This window comes from Mesorhizobium norvegicum (assembly GCF_004919685.1).
Classification (GTDB): domain Bacteria; phylum Pseudomonadota; class Alphaproteobacteria; order Rhizobiales; family Rhizobiaceae; genus Mesorhizobium; species Mesorhizobium norvegicum.
Genome location: NZ_SMYZ01000036.1, coordinates 34,112 through 59,346, shown reverse-complemented (window position 1 = coordinate 59,346; position 25,235 = coordinate 34,112). Strand labels below are relative to the sequence as shown.

Genomic DNA, 25,235 nt, shown 5'->3' with positions numbered 1-25,235 from the left:
GTCATGTCGCCTGGATGTCTTCGGCGGCAAGGCGTTGTCCGCGCAGCAGCGCCAACCCGATTTCGGCCATTGCAAACAAGAGGATCGCAACCAGGAACCCACTGGTCCCGACATTGACGATCAGCCATCCGCCAAGCATCGGGAAGCCAAAGACGCCCAGGAAGTAGGCAACGACGAACCATGTCAGCGCGGCATTGCGGTGTTCGGCGGGAGCATCGTTCACCGCTTGTGTCTGTATGACCGAATAGACCAGGCCGTAGCCAACACCCAGCAGGATCGCGCTGGCGATCTGGACCACCACGCCATAGGCGAGACCAAAGGCGACAATGACGCCGGCGATCATGACCGCCAGCAGGATAACCGCAACATGATCGCCCCTGGCACGGCCAATCACCGGCGCAAGCAAAAACCGCGACGCGACAACGGTGATTGCATAGACGGCAAAGAAGGTGCTGGCTTGAAGTCCGGTGCCGCGGACCAGCGACGTCTGAAAGGTCAGCAACCCGCTGAACACACAGGCGCCAAGTCCGACCATCAGTATGGGGTAGATCGCGCGTGTGCGCAGCAACGCCGGCAGGGCCCGCACCCAGGCGTTGCCCGCTGCCTTGATCGCTGCCGCGACCGGCCGTACCGCGATGGTTTCGAACACGGCCAAGAGCAATGCGGCCAGCAGGCAAATCAAAGTGACGGCGCCAAATGCCTGCCCCGTCGTGAGCCCGACCTCGCTGATCAGCGCGCTCGCCACGATCGGGCTCAGCCCAATCCCGCCCATCTGGAACGCACCATAACGCGTAAACCAGAAACCGCGATCCTGATCGGCCACGCGCATCGAAAGCGCCATCGGCGCGGCCAGGAAGAAAATGCCCCAGCCAAGGCCGATGAAGAAGCCGGCGACGCCGATCAGCGGCGTCAGCGTCGATAGCGACGCCAGGCCGAGATAGCCACAGGCAACCAGCATCGCGCCAAGTCCCGCCATACGGCCGGCGCCGAGGCGCCAGGCAAACCAGCCGACGAGGGGAACGCCGACAAGCGTGCCCAGCATGGCGCCACCAAGCGTCGTGCCGGTTTCAATCTCGCTGCCGCCGAGCGCTCGAAAATGCTCGGTGAGCAGGAAGGTGGCGCCATAACCCATCGATGTGAGCAAGGTGGCAACGAAGAGCAAATAGGCGTGCAATGTGCGCATGGGAGCCCGCACCTTTCCTGTCAAAAGCGTCCTGCATTTCTACGGAAAATGTGGTACACTCATCCTTTAGATTCCGATTGTTTTACAGGTCCTCTTGGAGCTGATTCAGGAGACCACTTGAGGGGAGCGCCATGGCCGAAAAGGCATCGCGCCGGCACGAAGGCGCCACACATCTGGTCGACATCGCCATCGACCGCGCATCGCAGGCGTCGATTGGCCGGCAGCTCTATTTCGCCCTGCGCGACGCGATTGTCTCCGGCAGGATGCCTGCGGGCGCACGCCTGCCCTCGACACGGGCGGCAGCCGGGTTTTGGGGCGTATCACGCGGTGTCGTGGTAGAAGCCTATGACACGCTGTTGAGCGAGAGCTATGTCGTCGGCCAGCACGGATCCGGCACCTTTGTTTCAGTTGACGTGCCGGGACGGTCGGAGCGCGCGCGCCGAACCACCCCCGCACGTGCAGCCGCAAAAAGCGACATCTCGTCAGCGGCGCGCTCGGTCATTGGAAATGCGTTACTCGATCCGCAACCCCAGGTCCCTTTCGCTACCGGCCGGGCCGAACCGGACGGCAGGACGCGTGCCATTCTCAAGCGCATAGGTCATCGCCATCTCGACGCGCTCTGCGATCATTACCGGGATCCGCAAGGAGAGGAACGGCTGCGCAGCGAGGTGGTGACCTATCTCGCGGCGGCGCGAGGCGTACGCTGCGAACCAGACCGCGTCTTCATCACCTCCGGCTCGCAGCAGGCGATCGATCTTGCCATTCGCACCCTGATCGACAGGGGAGACAATGTCGCGATCGAAGAGCCGGGCTACCCGCCGGCACGGCTGGCCTTTACGGCCGGTGGCGCCAAACTCATTCCCATCCCGGTCGATCCGCATGGGATCAATGTGGATGTGCTCGCCGAACGCACGGAAAACGTCAGGGCCGTCTATGTGACGCCGTCACATCAATATCCAACAGGCACGGTGCTTTCGATGGCGCGCCGCCTGGCGCTGATCGATTGGGCCGCGGCGAAGGGTGCGTGGATTCTCGAGGACGATTATGACAGCGAGTTTCGCTACGATGATCGCCCGCTGGCCGCGCTGCAAGGTGTCGACGAGCACGACAGGGTCATCTATCTCGGCACGTTCAGCAAGGCGCTGCTGCCCGGTCTTCGGCTGGGCTATTTGGTGGTCCCGACGGAGCTCGTGCCGGCCATCCGCGCGATGCGCGTGCTGCTCGACCGGTTCCCCGCCCCGTTTCACCAGCTGGTGGTCGCCGACTTCCTGAGCGAGGGGCATTTTTCCAGCCACCTCAGGCGGCTGCGGGAAACATACCGTGCGTCGCGCGACATGTTGGTGTCGCTGTTGCGCGAAGAATTTGTCGATCAGCCGGGGATCGGGATTGAAGTGCCCATGCAAGGGGTCCATCTCCTCGCCCGATTGCCACTGGGCTTCGACGATGTCTCAATCGCGCAGGCAGCTCGCCGATCCGGCGTCACCGTGGTGCCGATCTCTTCGATGCATCTTGCTCCTGATGTCAGCCACGGTCTTCTTCTTGGCTTCTCCGCCCTGCATCGCGAGGATGCGGCGCCTGGTGTCAGGCGGTTGGCCACGGCAGTCCTTCAGGGACATGCCGGGCATGGATAGCGACAACTGCCTTCCGGTTTGATCGGCCTACCGCACATCCACCCAGCGCTTTTCCTCGAACGATCTCGCCATTGCGTGCACCGTGCGCTCGATCTCCAGCCCTTCGGCGAATTCGATGAGCCGCGCCGGCTTGCCGGCCAGCCGCGTCAGCAATTCGTGGCACTCGATGATTTTGAGATCGTTGAAGCCAAGGCCATGGCCGGGCGCCGGCAGGAAAGCGTCGTAGGGCTTGTGGTGCGGCGCCACCAGGATGGTGCGGTAGCCCTGTTCGGTCGGTCGATCGGCAGTGACATAGAGCTGGATTTCATTCATCCGCTCCTGGTCGAACAGGATCGACCCCTTCGAGCCGAAGATCTGGATGGCGATGCGGCCCTTGCGGCCCCAGGCCGAGCGGTTGACCAGCAGGGTGCCGGCAATGCCGTTCTCCAGATGCATCAACACGCTGGCGATGTCGTAGGTCTCCACCGCGCGACGGCCGCCGGCGGCCACCTTGCGGTCGGCATAGGGTTTGGCCATGTCGCAGATGACGCTGGCGACGCGGCCGAACAGGGCGGAAACCAGTGACAGCGGATGCACGGCGAAATCGTCGAGCGCGCCATACCCGGAAGCGGCTTCGTGCTTCCAGAAGAACAGCGCTTCGGGATCGGCCATGAAGTCCTCGTCCATCTCGATGCGCAGATGGTTGACCTCGCCGATGATCTTCTCGTCGAGCAGCGCGCCGATGTGGCGGATGGCCGGGCTCTGGATGTAGTTGTAGCCAAGGGCCGCGACCTTGCCGGACTTTTTCGCCGCCGCCGCCATCGCTTCGGCCTCGGCGAAGCTTGGCGCCATCGGCTTTTCGCACCACAGATGCTTGCCGGCCTCGAGGATGGCGATGGCCATTTCCGGATGGAACTGGTTGGGCGTGGTCAGCGAGACGATATCGACGTCCGGATCGTTGACGACGGCGCGCCAGTCGCCGGACGCTTTGGCGAAGCCGAACTCGCCCGCCTTGCGTTGGGCAAGCTCTTCATTGACCTCGCCGAGATGGACGAGCCGTGGCTTGGCCACATCAGGAAAGACAGCACCGACGGTACTCCATGCGATGGCGTGACACTTGCCCATGAAACCCGTGCCGATGAGACCGACGCCGACCATTTTCCGTTTCTCCACTGCCTGAAGCATCAGGTGGATGAATTAGTCCATTTTATCTTGGAATGGAATGTCTGCCTCATTTTTTATGGCGTTCTTGCGCAGGCTCGCTATGATGAGGCACAGAGGGACGCTTCACGCATGAGCTTGGACAGAGCGACGATGGACGAACGGGTACCTCGCGACTTCGAGACGCTGCGCGCAACGATCCTCGATCGGCGCGAAAGCCTGCCGAAGCGCATTGCCCAGATCGCCGCCTATGCGCTCGACAATCCCGACGATATCGCCTTCGGCACCGCCGCCAGCATCGCCGCTTCGGCCGGCGTGCAGCCGTCGACCCTGATCCGATTTGCCCAGCAGCTCGGCTTCGACGGGTTCACCAGCCTGCAGCAGGTGTTTCGCGAGCGGCTGCGCGAGCGCAACTCATCCTATGACGAAAGGCTGCAGGCGCTGCGCGCCAAGGCCGAGGGCGGCGCCGGCCACCGGGCGATCTTCGACGGCTTCGTTGCCGCCGCCAGCACCTCGCTCAACGACATTTCGCGCACGCTGGACGAAGCGCATCTGGAAGACGCGATCTCCTTGCTGGCAAGGGCAGAGACCATCTACGTGCTGGCCAAGCGCCGCTCCTATCCGGTGGCGTCCTACATCGCCTACGCGCTGGGCAAGCTCAAGATCCGCAACCAGTTGATCGAATCGGCCGCCGGCCTGAATGCCGAGATGATCGGCTTCGCCACGGCGGCGGATGCCGTCATCGCCATCTCCTTCTCGCCCTACGCCCCGGCCACCATCGAGGAAGCGCGCAGCATTTCGGAACAGGGCGTGCCGATCGTCGCCATCACCGACAGCTCGTTTTCACCGCTCGCCCAGTTCGCAAAGGTCTGGTTCGAGGTGGCCGAGGCGGATTTCGCCGGCTTCCGCTCGCTGTCGGCAACGATGGCGCTGGCCATGGCGCTGACTGTCGGCGTCGGCGAGAAACGACGCGATACGGGCCGCAAGCGCAGGGTCTGACGCAATTCCCAAGGGAAGCGCCATGAGCTTTTCCCGGGAAAACCGTTTCACACTTCTCTTGGAATTGCTCTGGTCTAAATGACCTCTACGGCCATCTCGCCTGCCGCCGAAAGCCGGGCTGCGTCGCGCGCGGGCGGCGACCCGAACTGGCGGGCATACTCCCGGCTGTACTGGGAAGCGCTCTCGTAGCCGACGGCGAAGGCGACGCTTGCAACATTGCCTGGCTGGGCAAGCAGCAAATGGCGGGCCTCCAGCAGCCGGATTTGTTTCTGATACTGGATCGGGCTCATGGCCGTCGCCGCCTTGAAGTGGCGGTAAAATGCAGCGTTGCTCATATGGGCGATTTCGGCCAGATCGCTGACCCGGACCGGCTGATGGCAATGGGTCCGGATCCAGGCGATCGCCTGGCCAATCCGGGACAGATGGCCGTCGGCGCGCGCAAGCTGGCGAAGCTTTCCGCCCTGCGGGCCTTGCAGCAGCCGAAACAACATCTCGCGTTCGAGCATGGCCGCCAGCACGAGAATCTCCCCTGGCCGGTCGAGCAGCCGCATAATGCGACGCAATGCATCGAGCAGGTCTTCATTGACGGGCGAGGTGGAGAAACTGTCGCCGCCGAGCGCGGGTTCGTGCTCGACGAGGAGGGCGGCGACGGCCTGCAGGTCGAGGGTGAAGCCGATCGCCAGGTAAGGATGCTTGGCGCTCGCGGCGACCAACTGGCTGATGGTGGGTGTGTCGACAGTGTAGATGAAATAGCTGGCGGGATTGTATCGAAGGGTCCGGTCTCCGATCAGAACCGTTTTCGCGCCCTGCAGCACAAACAGGACCCCCGACCCCCATACCCCCGGCACTGGTGCCGTGGCGACTTCGCTGCGGCCGATTGAAACGCGGGGGATCGCCGTTGTCGTTCGTCGACCGCGCGCATGGCGGCTGGCGATATCGATCAACTCCTGCAGTGCCTCGCTCATGGCGTCAGCTTCGCGCATCCACGTCGGCCGCGCAACCCATATGAGAGGATTAGGCAAGAGCCGGAGAGTTTTCGGCGCGCGGCGTTTGCCACAGGGCGCCATCTCTGGGTCTTCGAAATGGATGGATGGAGAACCCAAATGACGAGATCGAAAACCGCTGTGGTGACGGGCGCCAACAAGGGCATCGGCCACGAAATCGCCAGGCGGCTGGCGACGATGGGCTTCAAGGTTTGGCTCGGCGCCAGGAATGCCGAGCGTGGCATGGCGGCAGCGCAGGAATTGCGCAGCGAAGGTCTGGACGTTCAATGGCTTGAACTGGATGTCACGCAGGACGAAAGCGTGGCGGCTGCGGCCAGGACCGTCGGAGCGGAGAGCCCTTGTGTCGACGTGCTGGTGAACAATGCCGGCATCGCCATCAATTACGAGCTGCCGCCGAGCCAGCAGCATCTTGCCGATGTCAGGGCCACCTATGACGTCAATGTCTTCGGACCGATCCGCGTGACCCAGGCCTTCCTGCCGCTGCTGCTTGCAGCGCCGGCCGCCCGCATCGTGATGGTGAGCAGTTCCACGGGATCCATCGGGCGCGCGCTCGATTCCGGCACGCCGAACCAGTCAGTCAATTTGATGGGCTACGGCAGCTCCAAAACGGCCCTGAATGCCATCACCGTCGCGTTCGCCCGCGAGCTTGCGCCGCAAGGCATCAAGATCAATGCAGCGGCGCCCGGCTATACCGCCACCGACCTGAATGGATTTAGGGGCCACCGCACCGTGCAGCAGGCGGCCGAGATCGTCATACGCCTGGCGACCCTGGAAGCCGATGGTCCGAACGCCGGGTACTTCAACGACGATGGCCCGCTTCCGTGGTGAACGGAGCCAGACCCGCCAAAGTCTCTTCCCGCACGCGACACCTGGTGGCACTTTTCACAGAAGGAATGCTCATTCCATATTGACTATGTATTGGAATTATTATTTCATATTCCCGGCGCCACGCTGCCGCTCGCGCGTGTACCCCAAAACAACAAGGCCGACGGGAGGTTCCAATGAGCGAAGCCGTGGACGCGAAACAGGCGCCGCTCGACGTCATCACCATCGGTCGCGCTTCCGTCGACCTTTATGGCCAGCAGATCGGCTCGCGGCTGGAGGACATCACCTCCTTCGCCAAGTCGGTCGGCGGCTGCCCGGCCAACATTTCGGTCGGCACCGCTCGGCTCGGCCTGCGCTCGGCGCTGCTGACCCGGGTCGGCGACGAACAGATGGGGCGCTTTATCCGCGAGCAGCTGACGCGTGAAGGCGTCAACGTCGACGGGCTGAAGACCGACAAGGAGCGGCTGACCGCTTTGGTGCTGCTGTCGGTCGAGGACGAAGGCGTTTCGCCGATGATCTTCTACCGCTCGGACTGCGCCGACATGGCGCTGGCGCCGGAAGACATCGATGAGGCCTTCATCGCCTCGGCCCGGTCGATCGTCGTCACCGGCACGCATTTTTCTAGGCCCAACAGCGATGCCGCCCAGCGCAAGGCGATCCGCATCATGAAGGCCAAGGGCGGCAAGGTGGTGTTCGACATCGACTACCGACCCAATCTGTGGGGTCTGGCCGGTCATGCCGAAGGGTTCGAGCGCTATGTGAAATCGGACCGGGTCTCGGCCCAGCTGAAGACGGTGCTGTCCGATTGCGACCTCATCGTCGGCACCGAGGAAGAGATCATGATCGCGTCGGGCGCCGATGATTGCCTGAGTGCCTTGAAGATGATCCGCTCGCTATCGTCCGCCACCATCGTTCTGAAGCGCGGCGCCATGGGCTGCATCGTCTATGACGGACCGATCAGCGACGATCTCGAGGACGGCATCGTCGGCAAGGGGTTTCCGATCGAGATCTACAATGTGCTGGGCGCCGGCGACGCCTTCATGTCCGGCTTCCTGCGCGGCTGGCTGGGCGGCGAAGACCATGCGACGGCCGCGACCTGGGCCAACGCCTGCGGCGCCTTCGCCGTGTCGCGGCTGCTCTGCGCGCCGGAATATCCGACCTTCGAGGAGCTGCAGTTCTTCCTCAAGAACGGCAGCAAGCATCTGGCGCTGCGCAAGGACGAGGCGATCAACCACATCCATTGGGCAACGACGCGCCAGCGCGACATTCCCTCGCTGATGGCGCTTGCTTGCGACCACCGCGTGCAGCTCGAGGATGTGGCGGCAAAGGCTGGTGCCGATCCGGCACGCATCCATGATTTCAAGGTGCTGGCGGTCAAGGCGGCGGCGAAGGTCGCCGCCGGACGCGACGGCTACGGCATGCTGATCGACGAAAAACATGGCCGCAAGGCGATGTTCGAATTCGCCCGTCATCCCTTTGCCTGGCTAGGTCGGCCGGTGGAGCTGCCGGGCTCGCGGCCGCTGCGCTTCGAATTCTCGCAGGACATCGGCTCGCAGCTCACCGAATGGCCGGTCGATCATTGCATCAAGTGCCTGTGCTTCTATCATCCCGACGATCCGCCGGCGCTCAAGGAAGAACAGCAGCAGAAGCTGCGCGCGCTGTTCGAAGGCGCGCGGAAAGTGGGCAGAGAACTTCTCATCGAGATCATTGCCGGCAAGCATGGCAAGCTCGACGACACGACCATCCCGCGCGCGCTGGAGGAGCTCTATGCGCTCGGCATCAAGCCGGACTGGTGGAAGCTCGAGCCGCAGGCTTCGGCCGGTGCCTGGGCGAAGATCGAAGCGGTGATCTTGAAGCACGATCCATGGTGCCGGGGGGTCGTGCTGCTTGGCCTGGAGGCGCCGCAGGACGAGCTGGAGGCGGCTTTCGCCGCTACCGCCAAGGCACCCATCGTCAAGGGCTTTGCCGTCGGCCGCACCATCTTCGTCCACGCAGCCGAACAATGGCTGGCCGGCAAGATATCGGATGACGAGGCCATCGCCGACATGGCGCAGCGCTTCGAACAGCTAACCGAAGCGTGGCTTGCCGCGCGCGGCCGCAAAGCGGCATAAGAAGGCGCGGCACAAGGACTGCGGAGGAAACCACCATGAGCAAGACAATCCGCCTGACGATGGCGCAGGCGCTGACCCGCTTCCTGTCCCGCCAGATGACCGAGATCGACGGCAGACAAGTCCCGATCTTCGGCGGCGTCTGGGCAATCTTCGGCCACGGCAATGTCGCCGGCATCGGCGAGGCGCTCTACCAGGTGCGCGACGAATTGCTTACCTTCCGCGCCCACAATGAGCAGGCGATGGCGCATGCGGCGATCGCGTATGCCAAGGCCAATTTCCGCCGCCGCTTCATGGCCGCGACCTCTTCGATCGGTCCGGGCGCGCTCAACATGGTGACGGCGGCAGCGCTCGCCCACGTAAACAGGTTGCCCGTCCTGTTTCTGCCGGGCGACGTCTTCGCAAACCGCATCCCCGATCCGGTGCTGCAGCAGGCCGAGGATTTCTCCGACGGCACGGCGACGGTCAATGACTGCTTCCGTCCGGTGTCGCGCTATTTCGACCGCATCACCCGGCCGGAGCAGATTATTCCCGCGCTCAGCCGCGCCATGGCCGTGCTGACCGATCCGGCCGAATGCGGGCCGGTGACGCTGTCGCTTTGCCAGGACGTCCAGGCCGAGGCCTATGATTATCCCGAGAGCTTCTTTGCCGAGCGGGTCTGGCACCAGCGCCGGCCGCGCCCGGACCGCCATGAATTGGCGGCCGCAGTCACCGCGCTCAAGGGTGCGAAAAAACCGCTGATCATCGCCGGCGGCGGTGTTCTCTACTCGCAGGCCTCGGATGAACTGGCCAAATTCGCCGAAAGCGCCGGCATTCCTGCCTGCGAGACGCAAGGCGGCAAATCCTCGCTGCCGGACGATCATCCGCTCAACATGGCGGCGGTCGGCGTCACCGGCACGTCTGCCGCCAACCGGCTGGCTGAGGAAGCCGATGTCGTGCTGGCCATCGGCACGCGGCTGCAGGATTTCACCACCGGCTCGTGGGCGCTGTTCAAGAATTCCGGCAAGACCATTATCGGGCTCAACGTGCAGCCTTTCGACGCCGGCAAGCACCGGGCGCTGCCGCTGGTTGCCGATGCGGCCGAAGGTCTGGCTGAACTGGGTGCTGCGCTGAAGGGCTGGAAGGCACCTTCCACCTGGACCGACAATGCGGCCGCCGGCAAGAAGGCCTGGCAGACCGAGGCGGCCAAGGTGACGGCGTCGACCAATGCCGCCTATCCCTCCGACGCGCAGGTGATCGGCGCCGTACAGCGCGCGATGGGCTCTGGCGTGACGCTTTTGCATGCCGCAGGCGGCCTGCCGGGCGAGTTGCACAAGCTATGGCAGGCTGGCGCGCCCGGCTCCTACCACGCCGAATACGGCTTCTCGACCATGGGCTACGAGATTGCCGGCGGGCTCGGCACCAAGATGGCCAAGCCCGGCGAGGAGGTTGTCGTCATGATCGGCGACGGCTCCTATTTGATGCTGAATTCGGAGATCGCCACCTCGGTGATGCTCGGCCTCAAGCTCACCATCGTGCTGCTCGACAACCGCGGCTATGGCTGCATCAACCGGCTGCAGATGGCGACCGGCGGCGCCAACTTCAACAACCTCCTGAAGGACTCGCGCCACGAGGTGCTGCCCGACATCGACTTCGCCGCGCATGCGGCGAGCATGGGCGCGATATCAGAGAAAGTGCCGTCGATTGCCGGGCTGGAAAACGCGCTGGCACAAGCCAAGAAGAATACGCGCACCACGGTGCTGGTCATCGACACCGACCCGCTGGTTTCCACCGATGCCGGCGGTCACTGGTGGGATGTGGCGGTGCCGGAAGTGTCGGCACGGCCACAGGTCAACGCGGCGCGCAAGGCATATGACGAAAAACGGCAGATGCAGACCATTGGCGATTGATATAGGCGCTGAAGCTCCTCCTTCTCCCCGTCTATACGGGGAGAAGATGCCGGCAGGCAGATGAGGGGCGGCGCCAACGAGCAAGAAATGAACTGTTTTAGGACCGGAGCGACGACTTGAAAGCCAAACTGGGTATGTCCCCCATTGCGTGGTGGAACGACGATCTTGCGGAACTCAGCGATGACGTGTCGCTGGAAGAGTGTTTGCGCCAGTCGCGCTCGGCCGGTTTCACCGGCATGGAGATGGGCCGGCGCTTTCCCAATGATCCCGATGTCATGCTGCCGATCCTGAAGGCAGCCGACGTGACGCTGTGCGGTGGCTGGTTCTCGGGCACGCTGGTCGATGGGGAGATGGCCGACAACAAGGATCGCATCCAGCCGATGATCGACCTGTTCAAGGCCGTGAACGCGCCTTGCATCGTCTATGGCGAGGTCGGTCGCTCGATCCAGGGCGACCGCTCGAAGCCGCTCGCCACCAAGCCGAAGCTGTCGGATGACGAGATGAAGGCCTATGCGAAGCGCCTGACCGAGTTTGGCGAATGGTGCGCCGAGCAAGGCATGCCGCTTTCCTATCATCACCACATGGCGGCGGTGGTCGAGACCGAGCCGGAACTTGATGCGTTCATGCGCTATTCCGGAGCCGGCATTCCGCTGCTGCTCGATGCCGGCCATCTGGCCTTTGCCGGCGGCGACGTTCTGCGCGCTATCGACAACCATCACACGCGCATCAGCCATGTGCATGTGAAGGATGTGCGCATGGGCGTGATCGACAGACTCGACCGCACGAAACAGTCCTTCCTCGACGCCGTGGCGCTGGGCGCCTTCACCGTGCCGGGCGATGGTTCGCTGGATTTCGGCGCCATCGTGCAGCGTTTTGCCGACCATGGCTATGAGGGCTGGTTCGTCGTCGAGGCAGAGCAGGACCCGAAGAAGAACCCGCCACTCAGGATGGCTCAAGTCGGCTACAAGGAATTGATGCGCGTGATGACCGCCGCAGGCTACACGGTCGAGACGCAAGGCTTTCCCAATGCCTAGGGCTAGGGTCTTCCGTATGCCTGATGCGATGGGTTCCCGGCGAAGCCGATTGCTGTAGATTGGCCCGATGAAAGATTACGAGCACCCCTTCTTCCGGCCTTTGTGGCGGCGTGTCGCCGTCGTCGCGGTCTGCGTCATCTGGTCGATCATCGAGTTCGCCACCGGCACGCCGTTCTGGGGCGTGCTTGCGCTCGGCTTCGCCGGCTACGCCGTCTGGCAGTTTTTTTATCTCTACAAGCCGGCCGACGAGAGCAAGGCGGCGGCCGAGCCCGAACCGAAGGAGTAACTGATCGCATGCGTTGGCGATTAGCTTGCAGTGTTTCTCACTTCGTCATCCTAGGGCGGAGCAAGGAGCGCAGCGACGCGGCGCAGACCCTAGGATCCATGCCATGACTTTGAAGGTGGTATGACGGTGCGGAATTCCGTTCCGCTGCGCTCTTGGACTGAGGTTACGGCATGGATCCTAGGGTCTTCGCGACGGAGCTTCGCTCCTGCTACGCCCTAGGATGACGAAGTTGGGAGGCTTCGGCCGATCTCGAAGATTTGCGATAGGAGAGACAAAAATGTCGAAGCTGCTCGTCAAAGCCAACAAGGGCCATGGCCGGGTCGCCCATGTGACACCGCAAATCGCGGGTTGGACTTATGTCGGTTTCGACCTGCATCGGCTGAAGCCCGGCGAGAGTGCCTTCGGAAAAACGGATGATCGCGAAGTCTGCCTGGTGTTCGTCACCGGCAAGGGCAAGGCGTCCGCCGGCGGCAAGGACCTCGGCCTGCTCGGCGAGCGCATGTCACCCTTCGAGGGCAAGCCGTGGTCGGTCTACGTCCCTGAGGCTTCGGACTGGTCGGTGACCGCAGATACCGAGCTGGAACTCGCGGTCTGCTCGGCGCCGGGCCTTGGCGGCGGTCTGCCGGTGCGGGTGATCGCACCGGACGATCTTGGCCAGGAGGTGCGCGGCAAGGGCACCAACACGCGCTACGTCACCAACATATTGCCGGAGGGCAAGCCGGCCGATTCGCTGCTGGTGGTCGAGGTCATCACGCCCGGCGGGCATACGTCGAGCTATCCGCCGCACAAGCACGACCAGGACAATCTGCCCGCTGAATCCTACCTCGAGGAAACCTACTATCACCGCCTCAACCCGCCGCAGGGTTTTGCTTTCCAGCGCGTCTACACCGACGCCGACAAGAACGGCCATCGCGCGCTGGATGAGGCGATGGCGATCGAGGATGGCGATGTCGTGCTGGTGCCCAAGGGCTATCACCCCTGCGCCGCCTGCCACGGCTACGACCTCTACTATCTCAACGTGATGGCCGGACCGAAGCGGACGTGGAAATTCCACAATGCACCCGAGCACGAATGGCTGATGAAGGCCTGACCCATCAGCCGCTCCGGCAAAAGCTATTGGTCCAACATGGAAAAATCGTCGGCTAAAGACCTTCTGGGTCGATTTGCCTTCGAAAACCCTTCAAAGCTTCGTCAATCCGTCATGGAAATCACCTATGGCAGCGGGACTGACGAGGACTACCTATGCGCTACGCCATCTATTTCACCCCCCGGCAGGACGAACCACTGGCGCGGATCGCTGCCAACTGGCTCGGCCGCGACCCGTTCGGCGCCGCGACGAGGCCGGTTGAGGCGGTGGCCGACCTGTCGGCGGCGGAAGTCGCCTTCCACACCGCTTCGGCGCGCCGCTATGGTTTCCACGCGACGCTGAAAGCCCCTTTCCGGTTGGCCGCGAACGAGACGGAAGCCTCGCTGCGCGCCGCACTCGACCATTTTGCCGAGGCGACGCCGGTGGTGACCATACCGCGTCTCGTCGTCAGCCAGATCGACGGCTTCTTCGCACTGGTGCCGGAAGGACCGCTGCCGGCGCTCAACCGGTTCGCCGATGATGTGGTGCTCGGCTTCGACCGCTTTCGCGCGCCGCTGACCGAGGCGGAAATCGAGCGGCGCAGCCCGGATTCGCTGAAGCCGGCCGAGTTCCGCAATCTCTGCCAATGGGGCTACCCCTATGTCTTCGAAACCTTTCGCTTCCACATGACGCTGTCCGGCCGTGCAGCGTCACAGGAAAGCCCTCGTTTGCGCGCAGCAATCGACGGTCTGTTCGCGGACATTCTGCGACAGCCGGTGCTGGTGGATGCGCTGACATTGTTTGTCGAAACCGAACCGGGCGCACCGTTCATGGTGCTCTCGCATCACGCGCTCGGGCGCCGCCCGGCCAGAAAAACTGCCTGATACCCTGCCGGAACAACCAAGGACTGCCTGAAATGACCGCCGAGACTGTTCTCCACAACGCCCGCATCGTGCTTGCCGACGAGATCGTCGAGGGTTCGCTGGTGCTGCGCGACGGCTTTATCGCCGGCATCGAAGCCGGCGCTAGCCGGATCGGCGAGGATATGGGCGGCGACTACATCATTCCCGGGCTGGTCGAACTCCATACGGACCATCTCGAAGGCCACTACGCGCCGCGGCCGAAGGTGCGCTGGAACCCGATCGCCGCCGTGCTCGCCCATGACGCGCAGGTGGCGACCGCCGGCATCACCACCGTGCTCGACGCCTTGCGCGTCGGCATGGACGAAGATGCCGACCTGACATCGACAGACATCCGCAAGCTGGCCGATGCGATCGAGGACAGCGTGCAGCAGGATCGTCTGCGCGCCGACCATTTCATCCATCTGCGTTGCGAGGTTTCGGCGCCGGACTGCCTCAAGGCTTTCGCCAATTTCGACGGCGACGAACGGGTCAGACTGGCATCGCTGATGGACCATGCGCCCGGCCAGCGCCAGTTCGTCAATCTCGAAACCTATGCCTACTACTACCAGCGCAAGCTGAAGCTGACCGATCGCGACTTCAAGGTGTTCTGCGAAAAGCGGATGGGGGAATCGGCGCGCAATTCTGCACCGAACCGCGCGGTGATCGCCGCCGCCTGCCATGAGCGCGGCATCGTGCTGGCCAGCCATGACGACGCCACCATTGGCCATGTCGGCGAGGCGATCGAGCAGGGCGTGCGCGTCGCCGAGTTCCCGACCACGGAAGAAGCCGCCAGGGCCTCGAAAGAGGCCGGGCTCGGCGTGCTGATGGGTGCGCCCAACGTCATGCGCGGCGCCTCGCATTCGGGCAATGTCTCGGCCCGCACGCTGGCCAGCGACGGGCTGCTCGACATCTTGTCGTCCGACTACATTCCCTTCAGCCTGATCCAGTCGGCATTCTTCCTCGGCGACGTCGTCGACGGCATTTCCTTGCCGCAGGCGGTCGCCATGGTCTCGAAAAACCCGGCCGAAGCGATTGGCCTGACCGACCGCGGCGCCATCGAACAGGGCCGCCGCGCCGATCTGGCGCGCGTGCGCGTCGACGACCATGTCCCGGTCGTGCGCACCGTCTGGCGGCAGGGGCGCCGGGTGGCATGATGGTGTCGGCGTTGATCGAGCGGGAACTGTCCGCGGAGACGTTTCCGATCCGCGATGGCGTCTTCGTCGCCGTGGTTGGACCGAGTGGCGCCGGCAAGGACACGGTGATCGGCTACGCCCGCGCCCGCTTCGCCGACGAGACAAGGCTGGAGTTCGTCCGCCGCGTCATCACGCGGCCGAGCGATGCCGCCAGCGAGGACCACGACACACTGGCCGACGCCGCCTTCGTCGAAGCCGAAGCCGATGGCGCCTTCGCCATCTCCTGGGAAGCGCATGGCTTGCACTATGGCATCCCCGCCGATGTCGACTGGTCCGTCGCCAATGGACGTGTTGCCGTCGCCAATGTGTCGCGTGCGATCATCCCCTCCTTGCGCGAACGCTATGCCAATCTGGCCATCGTCGAGATCACCGCCTCGCCGGAGGTGCTGGCCGAGCGGTTGGCGATGCGCGGCCGCGAGTCGCGCGGCGAAGTGCTGGCGCGGCTGGCACGCAGCGCCAGTGTTACCCTATCCGGCCCCGGCGTCACCTCGATCGACAACAGCGGCCCGCGCGAGGCCGCCGGTGAACGCTTCGCCGAGGTGCTGCGCAAGGCGATGGCATTTTCCGACATGTCGGTCTGATCTAGGCTTCCAGGGCTTGTCGAGCGCATTCCAGGGCCAGTGCTGGTGACTGGCGGTACGATCTCGAGCCGCAGCGCGTGCGGCTCGACTCCGTCCGTTGGTGCTTCGCTTGCTTTTTCGCTGCCAGCGGAGCGCTGTGTGGCGCTGACGGCATGGTGATCCTGGACCACGGTTCAAAAAAGATCATGGTAGAATGAAACAATACAGGAAGCCTTGATGCATAGTCTGACACCTATCCTTTCGACGATCACGGCGGCATTTCTCGCGTCCTTCGTCGAGGTCGTCGAAGCCTTCACCATCGTGCTCGCTGTGGGGGTCACGCGCGGCTGGCGCCCGGCACTGACCGGCGCCGCACTGGCGCTGGCTGTGCTGGCGGCCCTGGTGCTGGCGTTCGGCCCGCTGCTGGCGCTCGTACCCATAGCCACGCTGCAGTTCGTCGTTGGCGTCCTGCTGATCCTGTTCGGCATGCGCTGGCTGCGAAAAGCCATCCTGCGCAGCGTCGGCGTCATCGCCCTGCATGACGAGGGGGCAGCCTTTTCCAAGGAAACCGCAGCCTTGCACCAGCAGGCCAAAGACCGCCGAGCCGACTACCTCGCCGGGCTGGCGTCGTTCAAGGCGGTGCTGCTCGAAGGCGTCGAGGTGGTGTTCATCGTCATTGCCGTCGGCGCGGCTCACGGGCAGACGCTTTACGCCGGCCTGGGCGCGCTGGCGGCTTTCGTCCTGGTGATGCTTATCGGCCTGACTGTCCACCGGCCGCTGGCGCGCGTACCGGAGAATGCGCTCAAATTCGTGGTCGGGCTGATGCTGACCAGCTTCGGCATCTTCTGGACCGGCGAAGGCATCGGCGCCGACTGGCCGGGCGCCGATCTCGCTTTGCTTGCCATTTTCGCCATCGTCGCGCTGGCATCGTTGGCCATGGTGCGCTGGCTGCGCAGCACCTACCCGGCCCTCACTGGAGGACTCGCCCGATGAACGTCATCCGTCTGGTTCTGAACGAACTCATTGGCATGTTTGTCGACGACGGCAACCTGGCCTTACTGGCTCTGGTCCTCATTGCTGGAGTGACGGCGGCGGTAAAGCTACTGGAGCTCCCGCCACTGCTTGGCGGCGGCCTGCTGTTGGCAGGCTGCCTCGCCATCCTGTTGCAAAGCGTTCGCCGCGCGGCACGCGCGACCAATCGGTAACGGCGGCGGGCATGCGGTTCGATGCCGGATAGGCTCCGGCGGGGACCGCATGGTGTTACCGGCCACCGTAGAGGCAACAATGCGCCGCTGAACCGCCCCAGACTGAGACGCATGAGCCTGCTGTCCGTCGCCGCACCCGTCCTGACCACCACATCGAATCCTTCCTCCATCACATCGACAGCGCCAAGCTCCGATCCAATCCCCGTTGCGACTTAAACTGAACGGCGCACTCATGGACAGGCTTTACATATTATAATAGCATACCATTATAAATTGCGGAGGAGCGCTGCGCCCCGGTTTTGCAAGGGGAACCCAGCGAGCGAAATACCGATCCTGTTTTACGTCGTCGAGCGGCCTGCGCCCCGCACGAGCGATGCCGACACAAGGCGCCCAAAAATGCATGGGAGGAAAACATGCGGACTTTCCTGAGAGGGGCTGGCGCCTTGCTGGCCGGCATTGTGCTGGCGCTGTCGGCGCTCAAGCCGTCGATCGCTTCGGCGCAGACGGTCGACGAGATCATCTCGCGCGGCAAGCTGGTCGTCGCGGTCGACACCACGACGCCGCCCTATGGCTTTCTCGACGCCAATCTGAAGCCGACCGGCTTCGACATCGAGGTCGCCAACAAGATGGGCGAAGCGCTCGGCGTGCCGGTCGAATTCGTCACCGTCACCTCGCCTGGCCGCATCCCGGCGCTGCTGACCAAGCAGGTCGATGCCGTGATCTCGATCTTCTCGATCACGCCGGCGCGCGCCATCCAGATCGACTATTCGATCCCCTATGCCGGACAGTCGGCGGTGGTGATCGCGCCGAAGAGCACCGCTATCAAGGGCGTCGCCGACCTCGTCGGCAAGAAGGTCGGCCTGACGCGCGGCACCGGCGAGGACGGCCTGCTGACCAAGGCGGCTGAAGCCAATCCGGGCATCGAGATCCTGCGTTTCGACGATTATTCCTCGCTGCTGCAAGCCATGGTCTCGGGCCAGATCGACGCCATGGGCGGCGGCGACTATGGCGAGATCTATCTGAAGAAGGCGCAGAACGGCGATGCGTTCGAGCAGAAATACGTGCTCAAGACCTTCTACTTCGGCATCGGTGTCGCCAGGGGCAACGACAATCTGCGCCAGTGGATCAACACCTGGCTGTTCACCATGAAGGCCGACGGCACGCTGGACGCGCTGTCGATGAAATACCGCAACCAGCCGCTGCCGACGCTGCCGGTGTTCTGAGCATTCCTCCATGAAGAGGCGGGGCCCTGCCGGCCCCGCCCCACCGACAAAGTCAGTGCATCGGTCCAACTGGCTTGCCCCTTGGCGCAGCGCCTAGACAACTCATAAAGATTATAATATTATAATCTTATTGGGAGGAGCCAACAGGTGAGACCTGGGGTCTTGCCGTGCATCGTCGGGCGGTTCGCGCCTCACGCCAACGATGCTTATGGGAGGGGCGTGCAGAAAATGCATGGGGAGGAAAACATGCGGAATTTCCTGGGAGAGGCCGGTGCCTTGCTGGCCGGCATGGTGCTGGCGCTGTCGGCACTGCTGCCATCGACTGCCTTGGCGCAGTCGGTCGACGAGATCATCTCGCGCGGCAAGTTGGTCGTCGCCATCGACACCACGACGCCGCCCTACGCTTTTCTCGATGCCAGCCTGAAGCCGGCCGGATTCGACATCGAGGTCGCCAACAAGATGGGCGAAGCGCTCGGCGTGCCGGTCGAATTCGTCACCGTGACCTCGCCGGGCCGAATCCCGGCGCTGCTGACCAAGCAGGTCGATGCGGTCATCTCGATCTTTTCGATCACGCCGGAGCGCGCCATCCAGATCGACTTCTCGATCCCCTACGCCGGCCAGTCGGCGGTGGTCATCGCGCCGAAGAGCATGCAGATCAAAGGCAATGCCGACCTGGTCGGCAAGAAGGTGGGGCTGACGCGCGGCACCGCCCCGGACGGGCTGTTGACCGCTGCGGCAGCGGCCAATCCGGGCATCGAAATCCTGCGCTTCGATGACCAGCCGGCGCTGATGCAGGCCATGATCTCCGGCCAGATCGATGCGATGGGTGGCGGCGATTATGGCGAGATCTACCTGAAGAAAGCCCAGAACGGCGACGCGTTCGAACAGAAATATCCGCTGAAGACCTACTATTTCGGCATTGGCGTCGCCAAGGGCAACGACAATCTGCGCCAGTGGATCAACACCTGGCTGTTCGCGCTGAAGACCGACGGCACGCTCGATGCGCTGTCGATGAAATACCGCAACCAGCCGCTGCCGGCGCTGCCGGTTTTCTGATCGCTTTGTTCCGTGGCGGGGCCGCCATAGCGTCGGCCCCGCTTGCCTGACCTCGTGACGGGATGCCCATGCAAACCGCCTTGCAATTCGGCCCGATCCTCATCCATCTCGACCTGCTGCTGCGCGGCCTGGCGAAGAGCATCCAACTGGCTGCGCTGTCGATCCTGTTCGGCACCGCCATCGGCATCCTTGGCGCCGTCGGCCGCAGCTTCGGGCCACGCTTCCTGTCCTGGCCGATCGCCTGGTATGTCGAGCTGATCCGCAACACGCCGCTGCTGATCCAGCTCTATTTCGTGTTCTTCTCGCTGCCGCTGTTCGGCTTCAAGCTGTCGAGCAACACGGCGGCCGTCGTAGCACTCTCGATCCATCTCGGCGCTTACGCCACCGAGATCCTGCGCGCCGGTATCGAGTCCATTCCGGAAGGGCAGATCGAGGCGGCCAAGTCGCTCGGCCTCGGCCGCTACCGCATCATCCGCCATGTCATCCTGGTGCCGGCGGCGCGCGCGGTCTACCCGTCGCTGTCGGCGCAGTTCATCCTGCAGATAATGGGCACTTCGATCGTTGGCGCGATCGCGGCCGAGGAGCTGACGGCGGTCGCCAACAACCTCGTCATGCAGACCTTCCGCAGCTTCGAGGTCTACATCATCATCGCGGTCATCTATTTCGTGCTGGTGCAGGCCGCCAGCCTGCTCTTTGCCGGCATCGGCAAGCTCATGTTCCGCTGGAAGGTCTAGACCATGAGCCTGCGCGATTTCGGCCCCAACGAATTGATGTTCCTGCTGCTGGCGACGCGCTGGACGATCCTCCTGGCGCTGATCGCCTTTGCCGGCGGCGGCCTGATCGGCCTCGTGGTGGCGGCGATCCGCGTCGCGCCGGCGCGGCCGTTGCGCTGGCTGGCCGCCGGCTACATCCAGTTCTTCATGGGCACGCCGATCCTGATCCAGCTGTTCATGGCCTATTACGGTTCTTCGTTCCTCGGTTACCGCCCGGACCCGTGGGTGGCGGCGGCGGTGACCTTTTCGCTCAACGGCGGCGCCTTCTTCGGCGAGATTTTTCGCGGTGCCATCGAGGCGATCCCGAAGGGGCAGTGGGAAGCTGCAACCGCGCTCGGCTTCCGTTTCACGCGAACGCTGCGGCTGGTGATCATCCCGCAGGCGGTGCGGCTGATGCTGCCACCGACCGTCGGCTTCATGGTGCAGATCGTCAAGACGACGTCCATCGCCTCGCTGATCGGGTTGACCGAGCTCGCCCGCGCCGCCACGCAGGTCAACACGGTGACCTTCCAGCCGGTGATGGTGTTCGGCACGGTGTCGCTGATCTACTTCGCTCTGTGCTGGCCGCTGTCGCTCTATGCCGGCTATCTCGAGCGTCGTTTCGCACCCGGAATGACCCGCAAGGTCGAAGCGCCGTTGGTGATGTCGCCCTTTCCGTCGTCATCCTAGGGTGTAGCAGTCGCGAAGCGGCGTCGCGGAAACCCTAGGATGACGAAGGCTGGGAACACTATCCCCTGAACGCCGGCAAGGTCAGGCCCTTGACGCCGACGTCGAGCGCGAACAATCCGCCCGGATTCTTCTGACCTACGAAGTGACTGGCCGGGCGCCGGAGCACCGCCGAAGTGACATAGAGGATGTCGAGATCCTTGCCGCCGAACTCGCAGCAGGTCGGCAGGTCGGTCGGCAGAATGACCGTCTGCATCAATTCGCCGTCAGGATCGTAGCGGCAGACCTTGCTGGTCACCGGGATGGTCACCCAGTAGCAGCCTTCGGCATCGACGGTGGCGCCATCGGCGACGCCGCCGGTCGCCGTCATGTCGATGAAGGTGCGGCGGTTCTCGATATCGCCGGTGGCGGGATCGAAATCATAGGCCCACACGGCGCCGGCATGGCTGTCGGAGAAATACATCGTCTTCGAATCCGGGCTCCAGGCCAGGCCGTTGGAGCAGCCGATGCCGTCGATCATCTTGTGCACGGAAAGGTCGGGATCGAGCCGGTAGAGCGCACCAATGAACTCGATCGGCTGGCCCGGCACCTCGAACATGGTGCCCGACCAGAAACGGCCCTGGCGGTCCGGCTTGCCGTCGTTGAAGCGGGTTTTCGGCATATGTGCTTCCGGGTCGACGATCGCTTCGAATATGCCGGTCACCGGATCGAAGAAATGGAAACCGTCGGTCATCGTCAGCACCAGGCCACCCTTCTCGCGCAGGCCGAGGCAGCCGAGATATTCCGGCGTCTCGAACACCTCGTCCTTGCCGGTCGACGGATCGTAGCGGTGGATCAGCTTCTTCCAGATGTCGATCCACCAGAGAACGCCAGCCTTGGCATCCCAAAGCGTGCCTTCGCCGAGTTCGGCTCCGGCATCGACGACACAAGAAATTTCGACCATGGTCAGCCCTCTTTTCTGCGCAGTCTGCCGCCAAGCCCGGCAAAGGTTTCGCTGCCGATCGACACGGTGAGCAGGATCACCGCGCCGTAGACGATGAGCAGTGCGCCGCTCGACAGGTTCAGTGCCGGCAGCAGTCCGGTGAGGATGGTGAGCACCATGGCGCCGGCGACGGTGCCGAGATAGTGGCCGCTGCCGCCGAGGATCGAGGCGCCGCCGATGGCGACCGCGGCGATCGAGGTGAACAGATAGGCGTCGCCCATGCCGAGATAGGCCTGGCCGGAATAGCCGGTCAGAAGCATGCCGGCGAAGGCGGCGGTGAGGCCCGAGATGACATAGGTCAGGATGGTGGTCCGCGCCGTCGGCACACCGGAGAATTCGGCGACCGTGGCGCTGGTGCCGAGCGCATAGAGGTGGCGGCCGAACGCGGCCTTGGAGAGCAGCAGCGTCGCCACCAGCGTCAGGGCAAGCCAGATCAGCGCGATGACAGGGAAGCCACTGAACCGCCCTACCGACAGGAACTGGATCAGGGCCGGCGCCGACGGCGTCGGCGAACCACCGGTCAGCACCAGGATCAGCCCTTGCAGGATGACGTTGGTGGCCAGCGTCATGATGATTGGCGGCACGCCGAATTGGGCGACGCCGACGCCGTTGATCAACCCTATGAAAGCGCCGCCGGCAAGCAGCAGCGGCATGACCCAGACCAGCGGCAGGTCCTGGCCACCGCAGAGCAGCGCCATGACGATGGCTGCCGAATTGAGCACCCAAGGCACCGACAGGTCGATGCCGCCGCCGATGATGACGAAGGTCTGGCCGAGCGCGACGATGCCGACAAAGGCGGCCAGCACGACGGTGGAGCGCATGTTGGAGACCGACAGGAAGCCCGGCGAGAACAAGGCCGTGACCAGGAGCAGCACCATCATGCCGGCATAGGCGAGCACGATGAGGCGGTTGCGGGCGAGGAAGGCGCTCATTGGACACGGTTCCTTGCGGCCTTTTCGGCGACGGAACTGGCCAGCACCGAGAGCAGCAGAATGACGCCCGATGCCACCGGCTGCCAGTAGCTCGACACATGCAGGACGAAGACCAGATTGCCGATGAGGGTCAGCACGAAAGCGCCGATCAGGGTGCCGGCGAGATGTCCGCGGCCGCCGAACAGGCTGACGCCGCCGATGACCGCTGCCGCCACCGAAGGCAGGATGTAGTCCTTGCCGATGGTCGGCGAGCCGGCGCCGGTCTGCGTCGTCAGATAGAGTGCCGCACCCGCGGCGAACAGGCCTGAAAGACCATAGGTGATGACATTGACCCGCGTGATCGAGACGCCCGACAGGAACGCCGACTTTTCATTGGAGCCTGTCGCCTGGATGGTGACGCCGACGCGCGTCGCCCGGAACCACCACCAGAACAGCAGCAGGGCCAGCAGCATCCAGACCGGGCTGGTCAGGCCGAACAGCTGGGCATAGCCGAAGCCGACCCACCAGCCGGGAACGCTGCCGCCATCGGTCGGCAGGATGATCATCGCGACGCCGTTGAGGATCGACCAGGTGGCGAGCGTGACCAGGAAAGGCTGCAGCTTGAGCAGCGAGATCAGCAGGCCATTGAACGCGCCGATCAGGAAGCCGAGGGCCAGAATGACAAGAGTCCACATAGCGACGGTCGACGGATCGTCGGTGAAGCGCGTTGCCGCGATCACCGTGCCGAGGCTGATCATGCCGCCGATCGACAGGTCGATGCCGCCGCGCACCAGCACGATGGTCTGGCCGGTTGCCGCCAGCATCAGCGTCATCGCCGCCGCCGTGTCGAGGTTGATCTCGTCCAGCGAGAAGACACCGGACTGCAGGCTGCCATAGATGGCAACGATCAAGGCCAGCATCAGGCAGGCGACCAGGAATGGCGCGCGGTCGAGCGCGCGGCCGCGCCAATCGATGCCCTGCCAGGCGGGTTTCATTTCGGCTGGCCTTTGCGCCATCTCAACAGGTCTCTCTGCGACTGACATCACCATGGCTCAGGCCGCCTCGCTTTCAAGCATGGCGGCGCGCAAAATGCTTGCTTCCGAGATACGGTCACCCTCCAGAGTGGCTGCGATGCCGCCGTTTCGCATCACCAGCACGCGGTCGGCGACATGGACGAGTTCCGGCATGTCGCTCGAATGGAACAGGATCGCATAGCCCTTGGCCGCGAGATCCCGCATCAGCTGGAATATCTCGCCCTTGGTGCCGACATCGACGCCGCGCGTCGGGTCGTAGAGCAAGAGCACGCGCGCTTGCGTCAAGAGCATCTTGCCGAAGATCACCTTCTGCTGGTTGCCGCCGGACAGGGTGCCGGCAAGCTGTTCCGGCGTGCCGGCCTTGATGCGCAGGAAATCGACCATCTCCTTGACCAGGGCGGCTTCCTTTTGCCGGCTCAGCAAGCCGTTTTCGGTGAAGCGCTTGATCACCGACAAGGTCAGGTTCTCGCGCACGCTTTTGGTCAGAAGCAGGCCCTGCCCGCGCCGGTCCTCCGGCACCAGCGCGATTCCGTCCTTGCCGGTCAGCGCCTGGCGTGGATTGCCGATCGAAACCGGCTTGCCCCACAGTTCGACGGTGCCGCTCGCCTTGCTGGCGCCGAACAGCGACTGGAACAGTTCGCGCTGGCCATGGCCTTGCAGGCCGCCGACACCGAGCACCTCGCCCTCGCGCAAGGCAAAATCGACACCGGAGAGCCGGCTGCCGCTGGAAAAACCCTTGACGCTGAGCGCGATGCGATCGGTCGCTGTGGCAATGCGCTCGGGGTAGAGCCGGTCGAGATGCCTGCCGATCATCTGGGTGACGATCTCGTTGTCCGAGACGGCGTTGGCCTCATGCACGGCGATGGTGCTGCCATTGCGGAAGATGGTCAGCCGGTCGGCGATAGCGCGCACCTCGGCCATGCGGTGCGAGATGAAGATGACCAGCCTGCCCTCGGCAGCCAGTTGCCGGGTGAGCTTGAGCAGCCATTCGGCTTCGCGCGCGGGCAGCGCCGAGGTCGCCTCATCGAGGATCAGGATGCGCGGATCCTTGGCCAACCCCTTGGCGATCTCGACAATCTGACGTTCGGCCAGCGTCAGCCGGCGTAATTCCTGCTCGGGACGGAGGCTCGGGAAATTGTACTTGTCGAGCAGCGCCAGCGTCTTGCGGCGCATCTCCGTGCGATTCACGGTGCGCAGAAACGTCCTTGGTTCGTGGCGAAACCAGATGTTCTGCTCGACGCTGAGGTCGGGGATCAGCGACAGTTCCTGGAAGACGGCGGCGATGCCGCGCGCCTGGGCAGCATCCGGATTGGCGGGACGATAATCCTGACCGTCGACCAGGATCGAGCCGCCATCATGCCGCACCGCGCCGGACAGGATCTGGATGAAGGTGCTCTTTCCGGCGCCATTCTCGCCGAGCAGTGCGTGTACCTCGCCGGCGCGGGCACTGAATGTCGCCTCGCTCAGCGCGACAATGCCGCCATAGCGTTTGGACAGGCCTTTGACGGTGACGAGATCCATGAATGCGCCTTCGAAAAGCTCTCCCGACATCGTGCGGTGCCGGG

Annotated in this window: 24 protein-coding genes; 17 read left to right on the top strand and 7 right to left on the bottom strand. The window is 63.8% G+C overall.

Features of this window, described 5'->3' with window-relative positions; translation table 11 throughout:
* Position 1: 1 nt before the first annotated feature.
* Entirely contained in the window at positions 2 to 1,183 is a 1,182-nt protein-coding gene (locus tag FCU66_RS14140) for an MFS transporter (RefSeq protein ID WP_136616513.1), read from the bottom strand.
* 131 nt (positions 1,184 to 1,314) lie between these two features.
* Here FCU66_RS14140 and pdxR point away from each other — a divergent pair, with 131 nt between their 5' ends.
* Complete coding sequence (gene pdxR, locus FCU66_RS14135) at positions 1,315 to 2,814, top strand: MocR-like pyridoxine biosynthesis transcription factor PdxR (protein WP_136616514.1); 1,500 nt, start codon at positions 1,315 to 1,317, stop codon at positions 2,812 to 2,814.
* A 27-nt stretch (positions 2,815 to 2,841) separates the two neighbouring features.
* On the opposite strand, the gene FCU66_RS14130 is transcribed toward pdxR, so the two are convergent.
* On the bottom strand, positions 2,842 to 3,951 hold the full coding sequence (locus FCU66_RS14130; protein ID WP_136616515.1) for a Gfo/Idh/MocA family protein: 1,110 nt from the start codon (positions 3,949 to 3,951) through the stop codon (positions 2,842 to 2,844).
* Positions 3,952 to 4,107: 156 nt separating this feature from the next.
* Between FCU66_RS14130 and FCU66_RS14125 the strand changes: the two genes are divergently transcribed.
* Positions 4,108 to 4,953 carry a MurR/RpiR family transcriptional regulator gene (locus FCU66_RS14125; RefSeq protein WP_168991755.1) on the top strand — a complete coding sequence of 282 codons (846 nt, stop codon included), beginning with the start codon at positions 4,108 to 4,110 and terminating at the stop codon, positions 4,951 to 4,953.
* A gap of 74 nt (positions 4,954 to 5,027) precedes the next feature.
* On the opposite strand, the gene FCU66_RS14120 is transcribed toward FCU66_RS14125, so the two are convergent.
* Complete coding sequence (locus FCU66_RS14120; RefSeq protein WP_136616517.1) at positions 5,028 to 5,918, bottom strand: AraC family transcriptional regulator; 891 nt, start codon at positions 5,916 to 5,918, stop codon at positions 5,028 to 5,030.
* Between the two features lie 138 nt (positions 5,919 to 6,056).
* On the opposite strand from FCU66_RS14120, the gene FCU66_RS14115 reads away from it, so the two are divergent.
* From FCU66_RS14115 to FCU66_RS14040, 15 genes are all read left to right on the top strand, one after another.
* On the top strand, positions 6,057 to 6,785 hold the full coding sequence (locus tag FCU66_RS14115; protein ID WP_136616518.1) for an SDR family oxidoreductase: 729 nt from the start codon (positions 6,057 to 6,059) through the stop codon (positions 6,783 to 6,785).
* Between the two features lie 173 nt (positions 6,786 to 6,958).
* The gene (locus FCU66_RS14110; protein WP_136616519.1) at positions 6,959 to 8,893 is read left to right on the top strand and encodes a bifunctional 5-dehydro-2-deoxygluconokinase/5-dehydro-2-deoxyphosphogluconate aldolase; all 1,935 of its coding nucleotides are present in this window, start codon (positions 6,959 to 6,961) and stop codon (positions 8,891 to 8,893) included.
* Positions 8,894 to 8,928: 35 nt separating this feature from the next.
* Positions 8,929 to 10,779, top strand: coding sequence for a 3D-(3,5/4)-trihydroxycyclohexane-1,2-dione acylhydrolase (decyclizing) (gene iolD, locus FCU66_RS14105; protein WP_136616520.1), 1,851 nt, complete (start codon positions 8,929 to 8,931; stop codon positions 10,777 to 10,779).
* Positions 10,780 to 10,895: 116 nt separating this feature from the next.
* On the top strand, positions 10,896 to 11,813 hold the full coding sequence (gene iolE, locus FCU66_RS14100) for a myo-inosose-2 dehydratase (protein WP_136616521.1): 918 nt from the start codon (positions 10,896 to 10,898) through the stop codon (positions 11,811 to 11,813).
* A gap of 67 nt (positions 11,814 to 11,880) precedes the next feature.
* On the top strand, positions 11,881 to 12,099 hold the full coding sequence (locus FCU66_RS14095) for a DUF3329 domain-containing protein (RefSeq protein ID WP_136616522.1): 219 nt from the start codon (positions 11,881 to 11,883) through the stop codon (positions 12,097 to 12,099).
* Between the two features lie 277 nt (positions 12,100 to 12,376).
* Positions 12,377 to 13,189 (top strand): 5-deoxy-glucuronate isomerase, encoded by an 813-nt coding sequence (iolB, locus tag FCU66_RS14090; protein ID WP_136616523.1) that lies wholly within the window; start codon positions 12,377 to 12,379, stop codon positions 13,187 to 13,189.
* 152 nt (positions 13,190 to 13,341) lie between these two features.
* Positions 13,342 to 14,049 carry a DUF1045 domain-containing protein gene (locus FCU66_RS14085; protein ID WP_136616524.1) on the top strand — a complete coding sequence of 236 codons (708 nt, stop codon included), beginning with the start codon at positions 13,342 to 13,344 and terminating at the stop codon, positions 14,047 to 14,049.
* Between the two features lie 32 nt (positions 14,050 to 14,081).
* Positions 14,082 to 15,221 (top strand): alpha-D-ribose 1-methylphosphonate 5-triphosphate diphosphatase, encoded by a 1,140-nt coding sequence (locus FCU66_RS14080; RefSeq protein ID WP_136616525.1) that lies wholly within the window; start codon positions 14,082 to 14,084, stop codon positions 15,219 to 15,221.
* The gene (phnN, locus tag FCU66_RS14075; RefSeq protein WP_168991751.1) at positions 15,218 to 15,841 is read left to right on the top strand and encodes a phosphonate metabolism protein/1,5-bisphosphokinase (PRPP-forming) PhnN; all 624 of its coding nucleotides are present in this window, start codon (positions 15,218 to 15,220) and stop codon (positions 15,839 to 15,841) included. Before FCU66_RS14080 ends, phnN begins: the two co-directional genes overlap by 4 nt.
* A 216-nt stretch (positions 15,842 to 16,057) precedes the next feature.
* Positions 16,058 to 16,813 (top strand): COG4280 domain-containing protein, encoded by a 756-nt coding sequence (locus FCU66_RS14070; protein ID WP_136616526.1) that lies wholly within the window; start codon positions 16,058 to 16,060, stop codon positions 16,811 to 16,813.
* Positions 16,810 to 17,025 (top strand): hypothetical protein, encoded by a 216-nt coding sequence (locus FCU66_RS14065; RefSeq protein WP_136616527.1) that lies wholly within the window; start codon positions 16,810 to 16,812, stop codon positions 17,023 to 17,025. The genes FCU66_RS14070 and FCU66_RS14065 overlap by 4 nt, the downstream gene beginning before the upstream one ends.
* Positions 17,026 to 17,438: 413 nt before the next feature.
* Positions 17,439 to 18,248 carry a transporter substrate-binding domain-containing protein gene (locus FCU66_RS14055; protein WP_136616528.1) on the top strand — a complete coding sequence of 270 codons (810 nt, stop codon included), beginning with the start codon at positions 17,439 to 17,441 and terminating at the stop codon, positions 18,246 to 18,248.
* Positions 18,249 to 18,494: 246 nt separating this feature from the next.
* Positions 18,495 to 19,304, top strand: coding sequence for a transporter substrate-binding domain-containing protein (locus FCU66_RS14050; RefSeq protein ID WP_136616529.1), 810 nt, complete (start codon positions 18,495 to 18,497; stop codon positions 19,302 to 19,304).
* 68 nt (positions 19,305 to 19,372) lie between these two features.
* A complete protein-coding gene (locus FCU66_RS14045) occupies positions 19,373 to 20,038 on the top strand; it encodes an amino acid ABC transporter permease (RefSeq protein WP_136616530.1) in 666 nt (221 codons plus the stop codon).
* A 3-nt stretch (positions 20,039 to 20,041) separates the two neighbouring features.
* Positions 20,042 to 20,746 carry an amino acid ABC transporter permease gene (locus tag FCU66_RS14040; RefSeq protein ID WP_136616531.1) on the top strand — a complete coding sequence of 235 codons (705 nt, stop codon included), beginning with the start codon at positions 20,042 to 20,044 and terminating at the stop codon, positions 20,744 to 20,746.
* A 58-nt stretch (positions 20,747 to 20,804) separates the two neighbouring features.
* Here the strand turns inward: FCU66_RS14040 and FCU66_RS14035 are convergent, their stop codons facing one another.
* From FCU66_RS14035 to FCU66_RS14020, 4 genes are read right to left on the bottom strand one after another with little or no spacing between them, the layout of a single operon-like run.
* Positions 20,805 to 21,686 (bottom strand): SMP-30/gluconolactonase/LRE family protein, encoded by an 882-nt coding sequence (locus tag FCU66_RS14035; RefSeq protein ID WP_136616532.1) that lies wholly within the window; start codon positions 21,684 to 21,686, stop codon positions 20,805 to 20,807.
* Between the two features lie 2 nt (positions 21,687 to 21,688).
* A complete protein-coding gene (locus FCU66_RS14030; protein WP_136616533.1) occupies positions 21,689 to 22,657 on the bottom strand; it encodes an ABC transporter permease in 969 nt (322 codons plus the stop codon).
* Entirely contained in the window at positions 22,654 to 23,631 is a 978-nt protein-coding gene (locus FCU66_RS14025; protein ID WP_246093896.1) for an ABC transporter permease, read from the bottom strand. The genes FCU66_RS14030 and FCU66_RS14025 overlap by 4 nt, the downstream gene beginning before the upstream one ends.
* 57 nt (positions 23,632 to 23,688) lie before the next feature.
* Entirely contained in the window at positions 23,689 to 25,191 is a 1,503-nt protein-coding gene (locus FCU66_RS14020) for a sugar ABC transporter ATP-binding protein (protein ID WP_246093895.1), read from the bottom strand.
* Between the last annotated feature and the right edge of the window lie 44 nt (positions 25,192 to 25,235).

What these genes read in the sequence shown, in the direction of transcription:
- FCU66_RS14040 (WP_136616531.1), top strand. Translation starts at nt 20,042, where the DNA reads ATGAGCCTGCGCGATTTCGGCCCCAACGAATTGATGTTCCTGCTGCTG.
- FCU66_RS14035 (WP_136616532.1), bottom strand. Translation starts at nt 21,686, where the DNA reads ATGGTCGAAATTTCTTGTGTCGTCGATGCCGGAGCCGAACTCGGCGAA.
- FCU66_RS14130 (WP_136616515.1), bottom strand. Translation starts at nt 3,951, where the DNA reads ATGGTCGGCGTCGGTCTCATCGGCACGGGTTTCATGGGCAAGTGTCAC.
- FCU66_RS14030 (WP_136616533.1), bottom strand. Translation starts at nt 22,657, where the DNA reads ATGAGCGCCTTCCTCGCCCGCAACCGCCTCATCGTGCTCGCCTATGCC.
- FCU66_RS14125 (WP_168991755.1), top strand. Translation starts at nt 4,108, where the DNA reads ATGGACGAACGGGTACCTCGCGACTTCGAGACGCTGCGCGCAACGATC.
- FCU66_RS14020 (WP_246093895.1), bottom strand. Translation starts at nt 25,191, where the DNA reads ATGGATCTCGTCACCGTCAAAGGCCTGTCCAAACGCTATGGCGGCATT.
- iolD (WP_136616520.1), top strand. Translation starts at nt 8,929, where the DNA reads ATGAGCAAGACAATCCGCCTGACGATGGCGCAGGCGCTGACCCGCTTC.
- FCU66_RS14085 (WP_136616524.1), top strand. Translation starts at nt 13,342, where the DNA reads ATGCGCTACGCCATCTATTTCACCCCCCGGCAGGACGAACCACTGGCG.
- FCU66_RS14070 (WP_136616526.1), top strand. Translation starts at nt 16,058, where the DNA reads ATGCATAGTCTGACACCTATCCTTTCGACGATCACGGCGGCATTTCTC.
- FCU66_RS14095 (WP_136616522.1), top strand. Translation starts at nt 11,881, where the DNA reads ATGAAAGATTACGAGCACCCCTTCTTCCGGCCTTTGTGGCGGCGTGTC.
- FCU66_RS14110 (WP_136616519.1), top strand. Translation starts at nt 6,959, where the DNA reads ATGAGCGAAGCCGTGGACGCGAAACAGGCGCCGCTCGACGTCATCACC.
- FCU66_RS14065 (WP_136616527.1), top strand. Translation starts at nt 16,810, where the DNA reads ATGAACGTCATCCGTCTGGTTCTGAACGAACTCATTGGCATGTTTGTC.
- iolB (WP_136616523.1), top strand. Translation starts at nt 12,377, where the DNA reads ATGTCGAAGCTGCTCGTCAAAGCCAACAAGGGCCATGGCCGGGTCGCC.
- FCU66_RS14045 (WP_136616530.1), top strand. Translation starts at nt 19,373, where the DNA reads ATGCAAACCGCCTTGCAATTCGGCCCGATCCTCATCCATCTCGACCTG.
- FCU66_RS14120 (WP_136616517.1), bottom strand. Translation starts at nt 5,918, where the DNA reads ATGAGCGAGGCACTGCAGGAGTTGATCGATATCGCCAGCCGCCATGCG.
- FCU66_RS14050 (WP_136616529.1), top strand. Translation starts at nt 18,495, where the DNA reads ATGCGGAATTTCCTGGGAGAGGCCGGTGCCTTGCTGGCCGGCATGGTG.
- pdxR (WP_136616514.1), top strand. Translation starts at nt 1,315, where the DNA reads ATGGCCGAAAAGGCATCGCGCCGGCACGAAGGCGCCACACATCTGGTC.
- FCU66_RS14080 (WP_136616525.1), top strand. Translation starts at nt 14,082, where the DNA reads ATGACCGCCGAGACTGTTCTCCACAACGCCCGCATCGTGCTTGCCGAC.
- FCU66_RS14140 (WP_136616513.1), bottom strand. Translation starts at nt 1,183, where the DNA reads ATGCGCACATTGCACGCCTATTTGCTCTTCGTTGCCACCTTGCTCACA.
- FCU66_RS14025 (WP_246093896.1), bottom strand. Translation starts at nt 23,631, where the DNA reads ATGAAACCCGCCTGGCAGGGCATCGATTGGCGCGGCCGCGCGCTCGAC.
- FCU66_RS14115 (WP_136616518.1), top strand. Translation starts at nt 6,057, where the DNA reads ATGACGAGATCGAAAACCGCTGTGGTGACGGGCGCCAACAAGGGCATC.
- FCU66_RS14055 (WP_136616528.1), top strand. Translation starts at nt 17,439, where the DNA reads ATGCGGACTTTCCTGAGAGGGGCTGGCGCCTTGCTGGCCGGCATTGTG.
- phnN (WP_168991751.1), top strand. Translation starts at nt 15,218, where the DNA reads ATGATGGTGTCGGCGTTGATCGAGCGGGAACTGTCCGCGGAGACGTTT.